Source organism: Bradyrhizobium sp. HKCCYLR20261, from assembly GCF_051168435.1.
Taxonomy (GTDB): domain Bacteria; phylum Pseudomonadota; class Alphaproteobacteria; order Rhizobiales; family Xanthobacteraceae; genus Bradyrhizobium.
The window spans coordinates 764,504-783,381 of record NZ_JBNPUZ010000001.1 but is presented as its reverse complement, the minus strand read 5'-3'; the positions used below and the strand labels follow the sequence as shown (position 1 = coordinate 783,381).

The 18,878-nt window shown below is 66.5% G+C and carries 17 protein-coding genes; 4 read left to right on the top strand and 13 right to left on the bottom strand.

Annotated elements, in window-relative coordinates:
- Positions 1 to 248: 248 nt before the first annotated feature.
- Entirely contained in the window at positions 249 to 1,436 is a 1,188-nt protein-coding gene (locus tag ACQR1L_RS03600; RefSeq protein ID WP_434856518.1) for an ABC transporter substrate-binding protein, read from the top strand.
- A gap of 61 nt (positions 1,437 to 1,497) precedes the next feature.
- Here the strand turns inward: ACQR1L_RS03600 and ACQR1L_RS03595 are convergent, their stop codons facing one another.
- From ACQR1L_RS03595 to ACQR1L_RS03580, 4 genes are read right to left on the bottom strand one after another with little or no spacing between them, the layout of a single operon-like run.
- Positions 1,498 to 1,890, bottom strand: coding sequence for an MAPEG family protein (locus tag ACQR1L_RS03595; protein ID WP_434856517.1), 393 nt, complete (start codon positions 1,888 to 1,890; stop codon positions 1,498 to 1,500).
- 27 nt (positions 1,891 to 1,917) lie between these two features.
- Entirely contained in the window at positions 1,918 to 3,000 is a 1,083-nt protein-coding gene (locus tag ACQR1L_RS03590; protein WP_434856516.1) for a lipocalin-like domain-containing protein, read from the bottom strand.
- Positions 2,990 to 5,452 (bottom strand): FtsX-like permease family protein, encoded by a 2,463-nt coding sequence (locus ACQR1L_RS03585; protein WP_434856515.1) that lies wholly within the window; start codon positions 5,450 to 5,452, stop codon positions 2,990 to 2,992. Before ACQR1L_RS03585 ends, ACQR1L_RS03590 begins: the two co-directional genes overlap by 11 nt.
- A complete protein-coding gene (locus ACQR1L_RS03580) occupies positions 5,449 to 6,102 on the bottom strand; it encodes an ABC transporter ATP-binding protein (protein ID WP_434856514.1) in 654 nt (217 codons plus the stop codon). The genes ACQR1L_RS03585 and ACQR1L_RS03580 overlap by 4 nt, the downstream gene beginning before the upstream one ends.
- Before the next feature lie 196 nt (positions 6,103 to 6,298).
- Between ACQR1L_RS03580 and ACQR1L_RS03575 the strand changes: the two genes are divergently transcribed.
- Positions 6,299 to 7,597: an MFS transporter gene (locus ACQR1L_RS03575; protein WP_434856513.1), complete on the top strand. Its 1,299-nt coding sequence runs from the start codon at positions 6,299 to 6,301 to the stop codon at positions 7,595 to 7,597.
- Between the two features lie 334 nt (positions 7,598 to 7,931).
- Here the strand turns inward: ACQR1L_RS03575 and ACQR1L_RS03570 are convergent, their stop codons facing one another.
- Positions 7,932 to 9,650: an N-acyl-D-amino-acid deacylase family protein gene (locus ACQR1L_RS03570; RefSeq protein ID WP_434856512.1), complete on the bottom strand. Its 1,719-nt coding sequence runs from the start codon at positions 9,648 to 9,650 to the stop codon at positions 7,932 to 7,934.
- A gap of 296 nt (positions 9,651 to 9,946) precedes the next feature.
- Between ACQR1L_RS03570 and ACQR1L_RS03565 the strand changes: the two genes are divergently transcribed.
- The gene (locus ACQR1L_RS03565) at positions 9,947 to 11,044 is read left to right on the top strand and encodes an ISAs1 family transposase (protein ID WP_434856511.1); all 1,098 of its coding nucleotides are present in this window, start codon (positions 9,947 to 9,949) and stop codon (positions 11,042 to 11,044) included.
- 229 nt (positions 11,045 to 11,273) lie between these two features.
- Here ACQR1L_RS03565 and ACQR1L_RS03560 read toward each other — a convergent pair whose 3' ends face one another.
- The 8 genes from ACQR1L_RS03560 to soxX all read right to left on the bottom strand — a co-directional run bounded on the left by ACQR1L_RS03560 (position 11,274) and on the right by soxX (position 18,043).
- Complete coding sequence (locus tag ACQR1L_RS03560; protein ID WP_434856510.1) at positions 11,274 to 12,497, bottom strand: MFS transporter; 1,224 nt, start codon at positions 12,495 to 12,497, stop codon at positions 11,274 to 11,276.
- A gap of 200 nt (positions 12,498 to 12,697) precedes the next feature.
- Positions 12,698 to 13,735, bottom strand: coding sequence for an MBL fold metallo-hydrolase (locus ACQR1L_RS03555; protein WP_434856509.1), 1,038 nt, complete (start codon positions 13,733 to 13,735; stop codon positions 12,698 to 12,700).
- A 100-nt stretch (positions 13,736 to 13,835) separates the two neighbouring features.
- A complete protein-coding gene (gene soxB, locus ACQR1L_RS03550; RefSeq protein WP_434856508.1) occupies positions 13,836 to 15,584 on the bottom strand; it encodes a thiosulfohydrolase SoxB in 1,749 nt (582 codons plus the stop codon).
- A gap of 111 nt (positions 15,585 to 15,695) precedes the next feature.
- Positions 15,696 to 16,025: a hypothetical protein gene (locus ACQR1L_RS03545; protein WP_434856507.1), complete on the bottom strand. Its 330-nt coding sequence runs from the start codon at positions 16,023 to 16,025 to the stop codon at positions 15,696 to 15,698.
- Positions 16,022 to 16,867, bottom strand: coding sequence for a sulfur oxidation c-type cytochrome SoxA (gene soxA, locus ACQR1L_RS03540; protein WP_434856506.1), 846 nt, complete (start codon positions 16,865 to 16,867; stop codon positions 16,022 to 16,024). The genes ACQR1L_RS03545 and soxA overlap by 4 nt, the downstream gene beginning before the upstream one ends.
- Complete coding sequence (soxZ, locus tag ACQR1L_RS03535; RefSeq protein WP_434856505.1) at positions 16,864 to 17,175, bottom strand: thiosulfate oxidation carrier complex protein SoxZ; 312 nt, start codon at positions 17,173 to 17,175, stop codon at positions 16,864 to 16,866. Before soxZ ends, soxA begins: the two co-directional genes overlap by 4 nt.
- Positions 17,176 to 17,189: 14 nt before the next feature.
- Positions 17,190 to 17,684, bottom strand: a complete 495-nt coding sequence (gene soxY, locus ACQR1L_RS03530; RefSeq protein ID WP_434856504.1) for a thiosulfate oxidation carrier protein SoxY — start codon at positions 17,682 to 17,684, stop codon at positions 17,190 to 17,192.
- Positions 17,685 to 17,704: 20 nt separating this feature from the next.
- On the bottom strand, positions 17,705 to 18,043 hold the full coding sequence (gene soxX / locus ACQR1L_RS03525) for a sulfur oxidation c-type cytochrome SoxX (protein ID WP_434856581.1): 339 nt from the start codon (positions 18,041 to 18,043) through the stop codon (positions 17,705 to 17,707).
- 154 nt (positions 18,044 to 18,197) lie between these two features.
- Here soxX and ACQR1L_RS03520 point away from each other — a divergent pair, with 154 nt between their 5' ends.
- Positions 18,198 to 18,875, top strand: a complete 678-nt coding sequence (locus ACQR1L_RS03520) for a DUF938 domain-containing protein (protein WP_434856503.1) — start codon at positions 18,198 to 18,200, stop codon at positions 18,873 to 18,875.
- Positions 18,876 to 18,878 lie beyond the last annotated feature (3 nt).

Sequence of the window (18,878 nt, the reverse complement as noted above, 5' to 3'; positions counted from 1 at the left end):
GGCGGAGCGATGCGGACGACGTCCGCGTCACGCGCTGGGCTGTTTCCGTCCGGGCACACCATCCTCACGGGGACGGCAGCTTGTTGATTGCCCGCCAGTCTAGCGGACGGGTTCCACGTGGATCAACCGCCGTCTCAGCCCTTTGGCTGAGGCGGGAAGGGATGGGCGCGGCCGGGGTTCTGGCCTAACGTGAGGGCGCATTCCGAACGAATGACTTCTCAGAAGCAAGAAACTCCGGGAGAGACGATATGAATTCGCGTTGGTTGGCCTTTGCGGCCATCGGTGCGCTGCTGATCGCGGCGCCAGCCTCGGCCCAGGTCAAGATCGGCATCCTCAACGACCAGTCCGGCGTCTATGCCGATTACGGCGGCAAATATTCCGTCGAGGCCGCCAGGATGGCGATCGAGGATTTCGGCGGCGAAGTGCTCGGGCAGAAGGTCGAGATGGTGACGGCCGACCACCAGAACAAACCTGATCTCGCCTCGTCCATCGCCCGGCGCTGGTACGACACCGAAGGTGTCGACATGATCACCGAGCTGACGACCTCCTCGGTCGCGCTGGCGATCCAGGATCTGTCGAAGGAGAAGAAGAAGATCGACATCGTCGTCGGCGCCGCGACCTCGCGCATCACTGGCGATGCCTGCACGCCCTACGGCTTCCACTGGGCCTATGACACCCGCGCGCTCGCGGTCGGCACCGGCGGCGCGCTGGTCGAATCCGGGGGCGACACCTGGTTCTTCATGACCGCCGACTACGCCTTCGGCTATGCGCTGGAAAAGGACACCAGCGACATCGTGACGTCCAAGGGCGGCAAGGTGCTGGGCTCGGTGCGCATCCCGCTGAACTCCTCGGACTTCTCGTCCTTCCTGCTGCAGGCGCAGAGCTCGAAGGCCAAGATCATCGGGCTCGCCAATGCCGGCCTCGACACCACCAACTCGATCAAGCAGGCGGCCGAGTTCGGCATCGTCAAGGGGGGCCAGAAGCTCGCCGGCCTGCTGATGACCTTGTCCGAGGTGCATGGCCTCGGGCTGGAGGCGGCGCAGGGGCTGGTGCTCACCGAGGGCTTCTACTGGGATCATGACGACAAGGCCCGCGCGTTCAGCGAGCGCTTCATGAAGCGGACGGGGCGCATGCCGAGCATGATCCATGCCGGCACCTATTCGGCGACGCTGTCCTATCTGAAGGCGGTGAAGGCCGCGGGCACCAAGGACTCCGACGCCGTGGCGGCGAAGCTCAAGGAACTGCCGGTCGACGATGCCTTCGCGCAGGGCAAGGTGCTCGCCAACGGCCGCATGGTCCACGACATGTATCTGTTCGAGGTCAAGAAGCCGTCGGAATCGAAGAAGCCCTGGGACTACTACAAGCTGCTCGCCACGGTGCCCGGCGACAAGGCGTTCTTCACGCCCAAGGAGAGCGGCTGCCCGCTGACGAAGTAATCTCAAAAAAAACAGGTGTCGTCCCGGCCTTGAGCCGGGACGACGGCGGAGGGTTGAGCGGTCAGCCGTGCAGCATCCGCCACAGGATGGCGACGAGCGCGCCGACGAGCAGGGTGGAGGCTGCCAGCGCCTGGATGCCGAAGCCGGGGCCGCGCTTCTCGGCGGCCTTGGCGTAGGACACCATGTACATCGCGCGGCCGGCGATCCAGACGATGCCGATCAACGCCGCAATCGCATCGCTGACATAGATTGCGAACAGCCACAGCGCCGGCAGGAAGATCGGCAGCCATTCCAGCGTATTGACCTGCACCCGATAGGTGCGCTCGAAATCGAGATTTCCCGTCACCGCCGGCGCCTTCACACCGAAGCGGGCCCGCGCCTGCGCGACGCGGACCGCCATGTAGAAATACAGCATGAGCGCGAGCACGGTGACGAGTGCGGTGAAGTGATACATGCGTGGTCCCCCCTCTTGTAAGCGCCTTTAATATCCGGTCAGCTCAAGATAGCCCACCCCGCTATGGCTGCCCTTGAAGCTGATCGGCCCCTCCCAATAGGGCACGCGCGTGCCCATCCAGGCGTTCGGATTGAGCGGCGTGCTGTCGATGGCGATGCCAAGCGCTGATATTTCGACGCGCCAGCCGACCGGGAGCTTGCGCTCGCCGATGCCGACGATGTCCATAGGTCGCATCGCGATGTCGCCGGGGCCGAGCGGTCGCGACGCGCCGTCGGCGGTGATCCAGGTGCCGGACGTGTAGTCGCCGTTGCCCTGGCGCATCCGGTACAGCATCAGCTTTTCGCCGCCGGAAAAATGCAGCGCGAACCAGTCCCAGCCGCTCTGGTCGGAGGCCAGCGGCTGGCTGCTCCATTCGCGGTCGAGCCAGGCCATCCCGGTGACCTCGACAGGCTTGTCGTCGAAGCTGAGGCGGCCGCGCGCGCGATAGAATGGCTGGCTGTAGTAGTAGGAGGCCTGGCCGCGCTCCGACTTGCGGCTGTAGCCGCCGATGCCCTGCAGAACGACGGGACGGTCCGCCTCCAGATGCAGCGCGTAGGAGAAATCGGCCGCGCTCGCGCTCATGTCGAGCGGCGCCAGCGACGGGTCGTCGGTCGCCGCCGTGCCGCGCAATTGCCAGTCGTCGATCCAGGCCTGGAACGGTTTTGCTTCCACGCCGGCCTGCCCGACGCCGCCGCGTGCAAACTTCTCGGTCGAGCGATGGCTGTCGGCGCGCGTCACCGCGGCATGCGCCATCCAGAGCTGCTGGTTGTCGAATCCTTGCGCTTGCGCTCCGGGCAGCGAGGCCGAGCGGAACAGCGTCCACTGCAGGCCATAGGCCTTGCCGTTGGCGTCGCTGAGATTGGCCGTGATGTACCACCACTCGATGCGGAAATCGTCGTGCGGCCCGTGGTCGGCCGGGAAGCTGAATGTCTTGCCCGGCGTCACCGGCGCAAAGCCCTCGGCGCTGTCGGCGAGGCCGGCAAAGCCCTGCGCGCGGGCGAGGCGCGGCAGCGCCAGCAGGCCGAGCCCGCCGATCAGGCCGCGCCGCGTGATCATGGCTCTAGCGCTCAATGGTGAAGGTCCTCACGAGATGGGCCGGCTGCATCCGCGCCAGCCGCAGCACCGGCAGCAGCGAGGCGATCAGGGCCGCGACGAGGGTGACGATCAGCAACCGCACCAGCTGCAGCGGAAACACGTCGAACGGCAGCCGCCAGCCGAAGGCTTTGACGTTGACGATCGCGATCAGGCACCACGCCACCACCAGCCCGAGCGGCAGCGCCAGCAGTGCGGTGAGGCCGGCGAGTGACAATGTCTTCAGCAACTCGACCTCGGCGAGCCGGCGCCGCGTCAGCCCGATCGCCCAGAGCGGCGCGAGCTGCGGCAGGCGCGAATTGGCGAGCGTCAGCAGGCTCGTCAGCAGCGCGATGGCGGCGACGCCGAGCGTGAAGGTGTTGAGCGCGCCGGTCACCGCAAAGGTGCGGTTGAAGATCTGCTTGGACTCCTGCTTCACGGTGGCCTGGTCGACGACGTTGCGGCCGTCGAGTCCGAACTTGTCGGTCAGCGCGCTGATCAGCCCCGGCACGTCGGCGGGCGCCGCGCGCACCGCCATGCGCGTGATCGGCGTCGCCGGGAAACGGCGCGTCAGCGCGGCGACGTTGACGGTGACCTGGCCCTTCGGGTTGCCGTAGTCGGCATAGATGCCGGCCACAATGATGCGCCAGTCGCCGGTCGGGGCGGGGATGTCGATGCTGTCGCCGAGCGAGAGATTGAGCCGTCGCGACAGCTGCTCGCTGACGAAGCCGGCATCGCCGCGCACCAGCTGCTTCCAGCCCTCGGGGCCGGCCTGCAGCAACGGCCAATGTGCGCGATAAGTGTCGTGATCGGGCAGGCCGAGCACATCGATCGGCGCGCCTGCGAGCTGCGTCTCGGCGCGGCCGCCCGGCAGCACCGCCCGCACCTCGGGCCGCGTGCGCAGCCAGCCTTGAATCTCGCGCGCCTGCGCTTCGTCGGTCGCGCTGATGTAGACATCGGCGGCGAGCCGGCCGTCGAGCCAGACCAGGAAGGTGCGGCTGAAGGTCTCGACCATCGTCGCCACGCCGACGTTGACGGCGAGCGCCATCAGCAGCGCCATCAGCGCCAGCGACAGCCCTGAGATCTGTTGCCGACTGTCGGCCCAGAACCATTGCGCCAGCGCCGCGCGTGCGCCGCGTTCGCCCAGCCGCAGCACCAGCTCCAGGATCGCCGGCAGCAGCAGCGCGGCGCCGAGCATCATTGCGGCGAGCACGCCGAAGCCGGCGAGCAGCGATTGGCCGAGCCACAGCAGCAGGCCGGCCGTGACGAAGAAGGCGAGCGCGACGGCGCTCTGCAAGCGCAGCCAGCGCCGCTGCGCCTCCTGCCACGCGTAAGGCTGCGCCGCCGACAGGATCGGCAGCCGCATCGACTTGATCAGGCTCGTGGTCGCCGCCGCCAGCGCGCCGGCGACGCTGATGACGAGGCCGGCGAGCCACCATGCCGGCTGCAGGCTCAGCTCGCCCGGCACCTGCGCGCCATAGAGCCCGCGCAGCGACGCCGCCACATTCGGCAACAGCGACGCTGCGATGATGTAGCCGCAGACGAGTCCGACGAGACCTGCAACGAGTGCGAAGGCGATGAGCTCGCCGATCAGCACCGCGTTGAGCTGGCGAGCGGACACGCCGCAGGCGCGCAACGTGCGCAATACCGGCAATCGTTGCTCGAAGGCAAGGCCGATCGCGGAGTTGACGATGAACAGCCCGACGACGAAGGACAGCAGGCCGAAGGCGGTGAGATTGAGATGGAAGCTGTCGGTCAGCCGCTCCAGGTCGGTCTCGGCCTCGGGCTGGACCAGTTGCAGCCGGCCGCCGGCGAAGCTCTGCAACGGCGGGCGTTGGCCGATCGTCTTGCCGACCAGTAGCCGCGAGATCTGGCCGGGCTTGTCGAGCAGCCGCTGCGCGTCGCTGATGTCGACAACGAGCACGCCGGGTGCGAGCTGCTGTTGCGCCATCAGCGGCGGCATCACGGCGTCATTGCTGAGCCGCGGCGCCGCGCCGTCCTTCAGTCCGAGTTCGGCCAGCGTTTCCGGCGAGATCAGCGTGCGGTGCGGCGGCGTCAGGAACGCCTCGAGCTCGCTGCGTCCGACCATCGGCGCATCGCCGACCTCGCGGGGAATGCTGAACGGCTCGATGCCGAGCAGCCGGATCGAACGGCCGTCGATCTGCACCCGCCCTTCGACCACCGGCGACACCGCCCAGCCGGCGCGGCGCAGCTCGGCGAATACGCTTTGCGGCAGCATCTTGCCGTCGGTCGCGACCAGCATCGGTGTGCGTGCGCCGCCGAAGATCGCGGCCGCGCGGTCATAGGAGTTGCGCGCCTGCTGGTTCAGCGCCTGCACGCCGCTCCACAGCGCGGTCGCCGAGATCAGCCCGATCAGCAGGGTCGCGAGCTGCATCGGATGCCGCCGCCAATGGCTGAGCAGCACGGCGAGAATCCACAGCGCGCGCCTCATGCGACGCGGCCTGCATGCAGATGCACGTGGCGGTCGAGCATCGCGGCGAGCCGCGCGCTGTGGGTCACCATCAGGAAGCCGCAGCCGGTGCGCGCGACGAGATCGCGCGTCAGCGCCATCACCTCGTCGGCGGTGTCCTCGTCGAGATTGCCGGTCGGCTCGTCCGCGAGCAGAAGCGCCGGCTTGATCGCCAGCGCGCGGCCGATCGCGACGCGCTGCTGTTGTCCGCCGGACAATTGTTCGGGATAGCGCTTCAGCAGCGGCTTCAATCCGAGCCGCTCCACGAGTTCGGTGTGCCACGCCGCATCGTGCCGCCCCGCGAGCCGTGCCTGAAAGGCGAGATTGTCGGCCACCGAGAGGCTCGGCACCAGGTTGAACTGCTGGAACACAAGCCCCAGACGCTCGCGCCTCAGCGCAGCGCGGCCGGCATCGTCGAGCCCGCTGACCGGCGTGTTCTCCAGCAGGATGTCGCCGCGATCGGCGGCATCGAGGCCCGCGATCAGGTGCAGCAACGTGCTCTTGCCGGAGCCGGATTCACCGGTGAGCGCGACACGCTCGCCGCTGAAGACGTCGAGATCGACGCCGCGGAGAACATTCACGGTCTCGCCGGCGGAGGGATAGGTCTTGAACAGGTTTCTGACGCTCAACACGGGATCAACTGCCTTGCTGCACGACGGCATATAGCAAGGCCGCAGCGCGATATCACGGGTGTCTTGGTCGCGCCGCGTCCTTCGCCGGTATTGCTGTCATGCAGCCGCAGACGTCGGTTGCGTACGATGCGCGGGCGTGGCTAGCATGAGGAAAACCCGCATTGACGGGGATCAAGAGAAACGACGGGGAACGACCATGGCCGCGCCGGCGACGACTGCGTCGACATCGATCAAAACGCCGAAGGGCGCCTGGAGGATCACGCTTCTCCTGTTTCTCTTCATGCTCGTGAACTTCGCCGACAAGATCGTGGTCGGGCTCGCGGGCGTCCCGATCATGACCGATCTCAAGCTCTCGCCGGAACAATTCGGCCTGCTCGGCTCCTCCTTCTTCTTCCTGTTCTCGATCTCGGCCATCGCCGTGGGCTTCGTGGTCAACCGCATCGAGACGCGTTGGGTCCTGCTCGCGCTGGCCGTGATCTGGTCGATTGCCCAGTTTCCGATGGTCGGCGACGTCGGCTTCACGACGCTTCTGATCTGCCGCGTCATTCTCGGCGCCGGCGAGGGCCCGGCCGCGTCGGTGGCCCTTCACGCGATGTACAAATGGTTCCCCGACGAAAGGCGCGGCCTGCCGACCGCGCTGCTGTCGCAGGGCGCGGCCTTCGGCGTCATCGTGGCGGTGCCGGCGCTGAACGCCATCATCGTCAGCTTCGGCTGGCATTATGCCTTCGGCGCCCTCGGCCTGGTCGGATTGCTGTGGGGCGCCGCCTGGATCGCGCTCGGCCGCGAGGGGCCCCTGGCCGATACCGAGACGACGGCGACCAAGGAGACGCCGGTGCCCTATACGCAGCTGTTGCTGTCGCGCACCTTCATCGGCTGCGTCGCCGCCAGCTTCAGCGCCTATTGGGCGCTGTCGCTCGGCCTCACCTGGTTCACGCCGTTTCTGATCAAGGGGCTCGGCCTCAGTCAGCAGCAGGCCGGCCTCGTCTCGGTGCTGCCCTGGATCTTCGGCGCGGTGGTGGTGCTGGCGACCGGGCTGCTGTCACAGGTGCTGATGGCGCGCGGACTCTCGACTCGTCTGGCCCGCGGAGTGCTCGGCTCGGTGCCGCTGGTGGCCGGAGGTCTCGTCATGGCCATGCTGCCGTATGGCGGCAGTCCCGCGATGCAGATCGCGTTGATCGTGATCGGCTCGGGCCTGTCCGGTGCGATCTACGTCGTCTGCCCGCTGATGATCGGCGAGTTCACGCCCGTCCGCCAGCGCGGCGCTGTCATGGCGATTTATGGCGCCGGCTACACGCTCGCCGGCATCGTCGCGCCGATCGTCATGGGCAAGGTGGTGCAGAACGCCGCAACGGCGCTCGACGGCTATGTGCAGGGCTTCGTCATCAACGCTGTCGTGCTGGTGGTCTCAGGCCTGGTCGGCCTGGCGCTGCTGTGGCCGGAGAGCGAACGCGCGCGCCTGGCGGCGTACCGGGCGGCGATGCCGAAATTCGCGTGAGCTATTATAGTGAGCGCTCGCGCCCGCCATCTGCAAGTCTGAGCCGCACGTGACGCTGCAGCCATGACCATCCGCTGTCGTCCCGGACAAGCGCGCGGCACGCGCGCGCAGATCCGGGACCCATAACCCCAGGGAGATGTTTGAGGCAGGCTGGTCGATCAATCTCGCCTGGCCACGTAAGCCACGGAGTATGGGTCCCGGGTCGGCGTCCGCCAACGCTTGCGCGTTGCCGGACTTGCCCGGGACGACACGTCAGGTGGGGCGCAGTCCCTGGTACGCCTCAGCTATGCGTGTCGGCTACGAGTGTCGACGGCCCGGTCGGGAGCACCGTCCGTCATTGCCGATTGGAACGCGCTCCCCTGACCAGCCGTCCCGGACGCGCGCCGGTGGCCTGGCCCTGGCGGCGTGTCACCACGCCTGAGACGATCGTCGCGTCGTAGCCGTCCACGTCCTGCATCAGCCGGCGGCCGCCGACCGGCAGGTCGTAGTGCACCTTGGGCGGATGCAGATGCAACCGGTCGTAGTCGATGACGTTGACGTCGGCCTTGTAGCCCGGTGCGATCAGGCCGCGGTCCTCGAGGCCGACCGACAACGCGGTCTTGCGCGCCTGCGCGGCGACCACGAACGGGATCGACAGCTTCTCGCCACGCTTGCGGTCGCGCGTCCAGTGCGTCAGCAGGTAGGTCGGAAAATTGGCGTCGCAGATGATGCCGCAATGCGCTCCGCCGTCGCTCAAGCCTGGCACGCTTCTGGGATCGCGCAGCATCTCATAGGTCGCATCGAGATTGCCGTCGGAATAATTCAGGAAAGGCACGTAGAGCATGCCGCGCCCGCCATCCGTCAGCATCGCGTCGTAGGCCAGTTCCTCCGGCCGGCAGCCCTTCGCGCGCGCTTGCGCACCGAGCGACCGCTCCGGCGGCTGTTCGTAGTCCGGCGGATCGCCGAGCAGGTACATCTTGTCGTAGTTGGGCTTGAAGAACAGCGGATCGTCGGTGGCGGTGGCCTGCTCGCTCAGGATCGCCGCGCGGAGCTGCGGATCGCGCATCCGCGCGACGCGCTCGTCGAGCGGCAGGTGCGCGATCGCCTGGTAGGTCGGATGCGTCTGCAGCGGGTTGCGCGACAGTTCGAGCCCCAGCAGCAGTCCCACGGGGCGCGCCGCGATCTGCGCCGTCACCGACAGGCCGCGCGCGGCGGCGGCATTGATTTCGGCCAGGGTCTGCCGCCAGCGCTGCGGCGCGCGGTCGTTCTGGGTGACCGAGAACGAGATCGGGCACTTCGTGGCGTCGGCGATGCGCAGCATCATCGGCAGGTCTTCGTGGATGGTCGAGATGTCCAGCACGAATTGCAGCACGCTGCGGCCGGCGCCGTGCATCGCCTGCGCAATCGTGGTCAGCTCGTCCTCGCCGGCCTTCAGGGTCGGCGTGTAGTCGCCGGTCGACGTCCGATGGTTGAGCGTGCGCGAAGTCGAGAAGCCGAGCGCGCCGGCCTTCACCGCGTCGCGCGCCAGCGCCGCCATGGCGCGGTTGTCGTCGGCCGTGGCGGGATCACGCCGCGCGCCGCGCTCGCCCATCACATAGACGCGCAGCGCCGCATGCGGCAGCTGCGCGCCGATGTCGAGGTCGAATGAGCGCCTGGACAACCAGTCCATGTAGTCCGGAAAACTTTCCCACTCCCAGGGAATGCCGGCCTCGAGCACCGGCTCGGGAATGTCCTCGACGCCCTCCATCAACTGGATCAGGCGCTGATGATCGGCCGGCCGGCACGGCGCGAAACCGACGCCGCAATTGCCCATGATCGCGGTCGTGACGCCGTTCTGCGAGGACGGCGAGATGTCGTGGCTCCAGGTGACCTGGCCGTCGTAATGGGTGTGGACGTCGACGAAGCCGGGCGTGACCAGCTTGCCGCGCGCATCGATCTCCTCGCGGCCGGATGCCGCGATCTTGCCGACCGCGGCGATGCGGCCATCCGCGATCGCGACATCGGCTTCGTACAGGTCGCCGCCCGAGCCATCGGCAATGGTTCCGCCGCGGATCACGAGATCAGGCTGCGTCATGGCGTGTCTTCCCCGGATGTTTGTTGTTGTGGTCATCATCGGCGGACGAGGGATGATGTCAACCTGCGAGGAAGCGGGTGTGTCTCGATGCCTATGCGCTGCGGATATGAGTCAGTGGCTCAGCACGAGCGATAGCTTCAGGACTTCTGAGTGGAAGTCGAGCTGCCTCCACGACGGAGGTACGCCCCCCTCCCCCTTGCGGGCAGGGGAATCGCATGTGAAATTACGCTGTAAGGCATTGTGATCCGGTCAAAAATCGATTCTGAAGGCGGCTCCTGAGCTGGAAGGAGCTGCCGATGGACCGATTCTCGGAATGCTTCGAAGACCTGCCCGACCCGCGCGCGGACAATGCGCTGCACGATCTGACGGAGATTTTGTTCATTGCGCTGATGGCGACGTTGTGCGGGGCGACCAGTTGTACCGACATGGCGCTGTTTGCGCGGTCGAAGGCCTATCTCTGGAAAGATGTGCTGGTGCTCAAGCATGGATTTCCGAGCCACGACACGTTCAGCCGTGTGTTCCGCATGCTCGACCCGAAGGCGTTCGAGACGGCATTCCGGCGTTTCATGGAAGCCTTCGCCGAAGGCGCGAAGATCGCACAGCCGCAGGGCGTGATCGCCCTGGATGGAAAGGCGCTCCGGCGAGGTTATGAACGCGGCAAGAGCCACATGCCGCCGGTCATGGTGACGGCGTGGGCGGCGCAGACGCGCATGGCGCTGGCCAATGTTCTGGCGCCAGACAACAACGAAGTGGCCGGCGCTTTGCAATTGCTGCAGCTTCTGCAGCTCAAGGGGTGCGTTGTGACAGCCGACGCGCTGCACTGCCATCGCGAGATGGCCAAGCAGATCGTGGCGCGAGGTGGCGACTACGTCCTGGCGGTGAAGGAGAACCAGCCCGCTCTGCTGGCCGACGCACGAGCGGCGATCGCCGCAGCGGCGCGCAAGGGCAGCAAAGCGGTCGCCATGACCGATGCAGACCATGGCCGCAAGGAAAAGCGCAGTGCGCTCGTGGTGCCCGTCAAGGACATGGCGACGAAACACAACTTTCCAGGTCTCAAAGCCGTCGCGCGGATCAAGAGCAAGCGCGGCAAGGACAAAACCGTCGAGCGCTACTTTCTGATGAGCCAGAATTTCAGCCGCACGGAGGTTCTGCGCATCGTTCGCACCCATTGGAGCATCGAAAACGGCCTGCACTGGCCGCTCGATGTCGTTCTCGATGAGGATCTCGCTCGCAACCGCAAGGACAACGGCCCCGCCAATCTTGCCGTGCTCAGGCGACTGGCCCTCAACGTCGCCAGAGCCCACCCCGACACATCCATCTCGTTGCGTCTCAAGCTTAAGCGCGCCGGTTGGAACGATGAATTCTTTTTCGAACTCCTCGGTCACATGCGATAGCCCTGCCCTTGCGGGGAGGGGTCGGGGGTGGGGGGCTCCGGGCGACGCTCGAAGTGATGAGAGGCGGGAAAAGACTTAGAACCAATCGGCTTGCAGCGATTAGGTGCGCATCACGGACTTCAGCACCCGTGGACCCCCACCCCCGACCCCTCCCCGCAAGGGGGAGGGGAGTGGACCCTTTGCGGGGTGAGAGCTTCGTGCATCGCGAAGATGCGCGACATCAGCAGCGTCACGCCGCCTTCTTCTTCGGTTCGGTGAAGAACGCCAGCACGATGGTCAGCAGCATGAATACGACTGATGCGCCGAACACCCAGCGCGGGGCGTTCATGTCCATGATCCAGCCGAACAGCAGCGGGCTGACGACGCCGGCGAAGTTGAAGCCGGTGGAGACGATGCCGAAGGCACGGCCGGCAGCACCGGGAGGCGCGGCGCTGCGCACCATCATGTCGCGCGACGGCGCGATCACGCCCGCCATGAAGCCGGCGGTCAGCATGATCGCGACCAGCAGCACCGCCGGCAGATTGACGAAGGTGATGATCAGCACCAGCACGGCATTGATCGCATAGGCGACCGCCGCGACCAGGTTGTGGTGGCGGATGCGGTCGGCGAGCTGGCCGCCGGCGAGCACGCCCACGGCGCTGGCGCCGAGGAACGCGGTCAGCGCGATGTTGGCGGTCGAAAACGAGATGCCATAGCCGTTCATGAAGGCGACCACGCCGAAGCTGGAGATGCCGGCGTTGGACAGGCTGAGCAGCATGAAGAACACGGTGAGCAGCATCAGCATCGGCGTCAGCAGGTTCGGCTGCTTGGCCTTGGTCCCGTCGGCCTTGGTGGCATGCGGATGCGGCGGCACCTCCGGGACATTGCCGACGAGCAGCAACAGCGCGGCGAGCGGGCCCACGAGGCCGGCCGCCATCAGCGCGCCGGAGCCGCCGACGGTGGTGACCAGCGCTGCCATGACGGCGGGCGCGACCGCGCCGCCGAGATAGCCGGCAAAGGTATGCACGCCGAACGCGCGGCCCATCCGGCTCTCTTCCATATGGGCGGAGAGCAGCGCGTAATCCGAGGGGTGATAGACCGCGTTGGCGAGGCCGAGCAGCACGGCCGCGACGACGAGGCTCGTATAGGTGAGGTAGACGCCGAGCATCGCCAGCGACAGGCCGCCGAGCGTGAGGCCCAGCAGCAGAATGCGGCGGGCGCCGGCGCGGTCGACGAGATAGCCGACGGGGGCCTGGGTGAGCGCCGACACCACCGCGAACACCGTGAGCGGAAAGCCGAGTTCGACATAGCCGACGCCGAGCTTCTCCTTGAGGTACGGGAACAGCATCGGCAGCACCAGCATGTGCAAATGGCTGACCCAATGCGCCAGCGAGATCAGTGCCAGCGCGCGCAGCGAGGAGGCGGCGCGGATCGGAGCAGAGGTATGTTGCGATGCGGCGAGAACGTCAGCCATGGCGGATCCGTGCGACTCCGGGCGAAAACGATGGGCTGGAGGGGCGCGTTGCCGGTCAAAGCCATGGGCTCCCGCGGAGGGCGCGCGACACAACGCCACACTATCGGATTGCGGTTCATTGTCCATGAACGGCCGCGCATGGCACCTGCGCGCGCCGGCGGCGCCGCGTTGGCCCACGGAGGCCGGCCGGAGTACGCCTGCTACGGGACCACCGGCCCGCCGGCCTTCTTCCACGCATCCAGCCCGCCCTCGATATGCGCGGAATTGGCCAGCCCCGACGCTTGCGCCGTCTGCACCGCCATCGCCGAGCGTTCGCCATAGGCGCAGAAGAACACGATGCGGCGGCCGGTGGCGGCGGCGACCTCGCGCAGCATGCCGCCGGGCTTGAGATTGTCGGCGATCCCGGGATAGGGCGCGTGCAGCGCGCCGGACAGCGTGCCGTGCTTGGCGCGCTCCGAGGCCTCGCGCAGGTCGACCAGCAGCACGTCCGGCCGCCCCAGGCATTCGATCGCCTCGCGCGCCGACAGCGACAGTCCCTGCTTGGCGAGCTCCTCCTGGTGCAGGCCGACGCGCATGTTGGCGGGCACCGCGACGTCCATCATCTTCGGATTCGGCAGCTTCAGATTGGCCATCAGCGTGACGTAGTCGTCGATCGACGTCACCTGCAGGCGCGGATTGTAGCGGCGCTCCTCGCCGATGGTAGAGACGGTGTCGCCTTTGTAGTCGTGGGCGGGATAGACCAGCGTGTCGTCGGGCAGCCGCAGCAGCTTGTTGAAGATCGAGTCGTATTGCTGCCGCGCGTCGCCGTTCTGGAAGTCGGTGCGGCCGGTGCCGCGGATCAAGAGCGTGTCGCCGGTGAAGACGCGGTCGCCCATCAGGAAGCTGTAGGAATCGTCGGTGTGCCCCGGCGTGTACATCACGTCGAGGCTGATGCCTTCGATGGCGATCCGGTCGCCCTCGCTGACGCGCATCGCCACCACGTCGGCCTTGGTCTGCTCGCCCATGATCGTGACGCAATGGGTGCGGTCGCGCAGCGCACCGAGCCCGGTGACGTGATCGGCATGCAGATGGGTGTCGACGGCCTTGACGAGGCGCAGGTCCAGCTCGCGCAGCAACTGGCAATAGCGGTCGACCTTCTCGATCACGGGATCGATGATGACAGCCTCGCCGCCGCTGCGGCTGGCGAGAATGTAGCTGTAGGTGCCGGAGACGCTGTCGAACAATTGGCGGAAGATCATCGGCGTGTCCTCCCGATTCGGATCGCCGCCGGTTTAGACCACGATGGGCTCGCGGTCATCCATGCGCCGCAGAACGCCGCGCTGCATCGCGCCATGCCGTTCAGGATTGCGATGCGTATCCGGGATTGCCGTCGACGCCTGACAGCGTGACCTTGTTGGTTCCCACCAGCACCAGCTGGCCGTCGCGCAGATGGTTGGCGACGAGATCCCACACCGGCTCGCCGTCCTGCGCGTTCATCGAGGCCCAGCCGGCGACCTTGTAGCTCTTGTGCGCCTCCAGGCGGTGGCCATTGGCGAGCGTGAGATCGGAGATACGGCGGCCGATCGCCTCCGACGGCGAGCAGCGGTACGACAGGCCCCCGACGCGCACCATGTCGCCGCCCTGCTGCAGATAGGGATCGGCGTTGAAGAGATTGTCGCAGACGTCCTCGAGCACGTCCTTGATCTGCGCACCTGTCATCCGCTGCACATAGGTCTCGGGATAGGTGATCGCGGTCTGGGCCAGCACGTCCTCCATCACGACGGATTGGCCGGCCAGCACCGTCGGCCCCCATCGGAACCCCGGCGACAGCGCGATCTCGGCATCGAGGCCGCGACGCAGCGCCGCGCAGATCAGGTCGTCGGTCGGGCCTTCGAAATTGCCGCGGCGGTACAAGAGCCGGTCGGACGTCGCGAGCTTTTCGCTCCAGGCGGCGACCTGCGGCTGCTGCATCTGGTCGATCAGCGCCTGCATCGCCGGGTCGGGCTTCAGCAGTTCCGAATATACCGGCAGCAGCCGATAGCGGGCATCGGCCACGTGTCCCTTGCCGATGTCCAGATCCAGCACCGCGAGGAATTTGCCGTTGGAGCCGGCATTGGTGACGAGCGTCGCGCCCTTGGCGTTGCGGACCGCGACCGGTTGCGGAATCGCATCGTGGGTGTGGCCGCCCAGGATGACGTCGATGCCGGTCACGCGGCTCGCGAGCTTGAGATCGACATCCATGCCGTTGTGCGACAGCAGGATCACGGCGTCGACCTTGTCGGCGCCGCGCAAGGCATCGACCAGCTTCTGCAGCTCTTCCTCGCGGATCCCGAAGGTCCAGTCCGCGGTGAAGCGGCGCGGATGCGCGATCGGCACATAAGGGAAGGCCTGGCCGATGATTGCGACACGCGCGCCGCCGACCTCCTTGATGACGGCCGGCTTGAACACGCGACCGGAGCCCGGATCGAACGCCTTGGCGTCGTTGAAGGCGGCCTCCTCGGTGAGGAACACGTTCTGCGCCAGGAACTCGCCCTTGAAGCGCGCGAGATTGGCGCGCAGCGCCGCCTCGCCATAGGTGAATTCCCAATGTCCGGTCATCGCATCGATGCCGAGCAGATTGGCCGCGCTGACCATGTCGGCGCCGCGCATCGCATGGGCGAGCCCGCTGCCCTGCCAGAGATCGCCGCCGTCGAGCAGCAGCGAGCGATGATCGCCGGCGTCGCTGCGCAGCTTGTCGATCAGCGTCTTCAGATGCGCGAAGCCGCCCATCTTGCCGAACCGGCCGGCATATTTCTCGAACTCGAACGAGGTGAAGGCGTAGGATTCGGCGCTGTCGGGACGGATGCCGTAGCGATCGAGAAAGGCGCGCTCGACCAGATGCGGCGGCTTTCCCCACATCTCGCCGATGCCGAGATTGACGCTCGGCTCGCGGAAGAACACCGGCCGCAGCTGCGCATGCGTGTCCGTGATGTGCAGGATGCGCGCGTTGCCGAACTTCTCGATGTCGTAGAGACTGACGGTCTCGGCAGCGCGGGCGTTGCGCAGCAGCGCTGGCGCGGCGAGCGCAGCGGCACCTGACCATCTCAGAAAATCCCGGCGCCGAATCATGGCTCGCGTCCTAGCTCATGATGCGATTCCACGGAATCGCGTCATGATCCATCGTTTTTGTTCGAGCGTGAGGCTTCGGAAAACCGCTGGCCCAATTTTCCGGATCATGCTCTAGCGGATCTCCAAGTCTCTCCAGCGCTGCTTCTCGCTGGTGGCCTGGACGATCGAGGCCTTGGCGAGCGCCTCGGCCTCCTGCGCGGATTTCAGCGCCTGGTCGAAATTGCCGGACTCCGCCGCCTTCTTTGCAGCATTCAGTGCGGCCTGGGTCACGGTCCATTGGTTGCGCAGACGTCCGGCTTCCTTGTTGGCGCTCTCGGCCGCCGCGAATGCCGTGAGGTAATCGGCTTCCGACGCGGCCCGCGCGGAGCCGGCGCAGACCGCGGACACCATCATGGCGAACACGATCTTTTTCATGACGTTTGCCGCCGAGATATTTCTCATGGCCGCGCTCCCGGACCTGAAACCGGCAGGCCGTTCGATACGTAGGACAGATAGTATTCGAGGTTGCGATACTCGTCCGACTGCGGCTCCAGCGGCACGGCGCGGGTCTGGCTGTTGCACGTCACGATGCGGCGGCTGATCGTGCCCATGCCGCTCCATTCGGAGCGGTAGATCGGCATCGCGTTGAGAATGCCGAGCGCCGGCGCCAGGATCTCGGCGCGGATGCGCTCGCCCGGGCTCTGCACATGGCAGCTCGCGCAGGAGAAGTTCAACTGGCCGCGGCGGGTGTAGAAGTACTCCTTGCCCTTCTCGAAGGCCTCCAGCGCGCGGGGATCGTCGGGGATCCTGATGTCGAAGCGTTTGCCGCGCGAGGTGTAGGCCATGTAGGCGGTGAGCGAGGCCATCTCGTCCTTGACGTAGGAATAGGGCGGTTCGCCATTGGCCTCGCGGCAGCGGTTCAGCGCCAGCTCGAGCGTGACGACCTTGCCTTCCTTGTCGTCGAAATACGGATAGGTCTGGCGGATGCCGATGCCGCCGTTGGGGAAGCAGTCGGCGTAGGTCTTGCCGTTCTTGAACGGCTTGGCGAACATCTCCTTGCCGGCCTCGAGCGCGAACTCGTAAGGAGGAAACTGCTCCTTCTCCTCCCACTGCTTCCGCATGTCCTCGTTCATCGAATACGGCCCGTTGACGAAATCGTCGAACGCCACCTTCGGGAACTTCTTGATGAAGAACTGCTGGAACGCCTTGGCGTCCGCCGCCGGGTCGGGCTTGTCGGCGGCAACGGCCGGTGCGCCGAGGCCGATCAGCGCGGCGAGGGCGAGAAGCGGGCGCAGGCGCATCATTGGATCGTCGCTGACAGGCTGTCGGTCGCGCCCTTGTTGTCGACCCAGCTCACCTTGAGCTCGTCACCCTTGGCCGCGCCCTTGAAGGCGAATTTGACGTAAGGGTCCTTGGAGACCGCAGTGCCCCAGTCGGCCAGGAACACGGTCTTGTCCTTGTGCGTGAAGGTCAGCTGCTGGATGTAGTGCGCCGGAATCACTTCACCCTTGGAATCCTTCACCAGGCCCGTATCCATCGGGTGCTGGATCAGGGTCTGAACCTCGGTGATCTCACCATTCAGGATCGCGCGGACGCGAATGCTCGCTGCCATGATCGTTCTCCCCCTTAGCCGCCGCAGCCGCCGACGGTGACCTTCACTTCCTTGGTGGCGCTGTAGAGCTTGCCGCCGGATTCGACGAGCGCGATGACGCTGGAGGTCTTGGCCATCTTCAGCCGGTTCGCCACCGCGGGCACGGTGCCCTCGGGGATCTTGTAGGTCGCGGCCAGCGCGTTCGGGTTCTCGGCGACGATGAACGCGATCGAGGTGACGTTCGGCAATGTCGTCGATACCGCGATCGGCACCACGCCGCCGTTCTCGGCAATCTCCGGCGCATCCAGCTTGATCTTGTCGGAGGCCTCGTGATCCCGGCCGTACAGCGCCTTGATCGCGTCGCCCGCGTTCTTCTGCTTGAAGGCGTCCTCCGGATATTTGTTGTCGTTGGTGGCGGCGAAAGCCGGCGTCGCGTGCAGCACGGCGTTGCCGAGGCCGATCAGCGCGACGAGGCCGGCGCCCTTCAGGAACAGGCGGCGATGGGCCAGCGGGCCGGACGAGGCGGACATGTGTATCTCCAGGCGGAAAGTCAGAGGGTCTGCAGGAAATCGACGATGGCGCTGATTTCCTGCTCGGTCAGGATGCGGTTGCGGCCGAACGGCGGCATCACGGTCAGCGGATTGCGAACGGTCTCGTCGTTGAGGATCGCGATCAGCTCGGTACGGTCGTACTTCGCTTTGAGGTTCTCGAGCTTCGGCCCGATCGAGCCCGGCAGGTCGCCGCCCTTGATCTCATGGCAGGTCAGGCAGTTGCCCTTGCTGCGGTCGAAGGCCAGCTTCTGGCCCTCGGTGGCGCCGGACTGGGCGTAGGCGGCCGCGGCAAACGAAGACATGGCGAGCGAAAGCCCCAGCGCCAGGGCGGTACGCATGACGGATGTGATCAAGATGGAGTTCCGACGGCTCGGTGATGTCAGCAATATAGCGGCTGCAAAGCATAAAGACCATCGGCTGACAATGCGGGTATGCTGGCCGCCGCAACGCGGTTAACGAGAGCCGTTCATCTGGACGGCCGGGGAGTTCGGAATGGCGGAGTATGTCGTGGAGTTCGGCCGGGACGGCCGGCGGGTGGAACCGGATGGACGGCTGGATGCAGCCGCGTTTCACCGCAACCACCAGCCGATCTGGGCCGTGCTGGCACGGCTGCTCGACGGCCGCTCCGGCGACGTGCTGGAGGCCGGCAGCGGCACTGGCCAGCATGTCGTGCATTTTGCCTCAGAGCGGCCGGACCTGACATGGTGGCCGAGCGACCTGAACGACAATCATCTCGCCAGCATCGCGGCGTGGCGCAGGCACGCGGGGCTGTCCAACATCCGCGACGCGCAGCGCATCGATCTGTCCGATACCGGCTGGGTCGGCGCATTCCGCGCCGCCGGCGGCCCTGCGCAGCTGACCGCGATGTTCTGCGCCAACGTCATCCATATCGCGCCGTGGGCGGTGGCGGAGGGCCTGTTCGCGGGTGCGGGGCAGGTGTTGTCGCCGAACGGACTGCTGGTGCTCTACGGCCCGTTCAAGCGCGACAGCAAGCACACGGCCGTCAGCAACGCCGTGTTCGATACGTCGTTGCGCGAGGGCAATCCGGACTGGGGCGTCCGCGACATCACCGATCTCGAAGCGCTCGCCGCGCGCAACGGCTTGGTCTTGCGCGAGACGGTCGAGATGCCGGCCAACAACATGATCCTGGTGTTCGGGCGGGCTGCGTGAGTT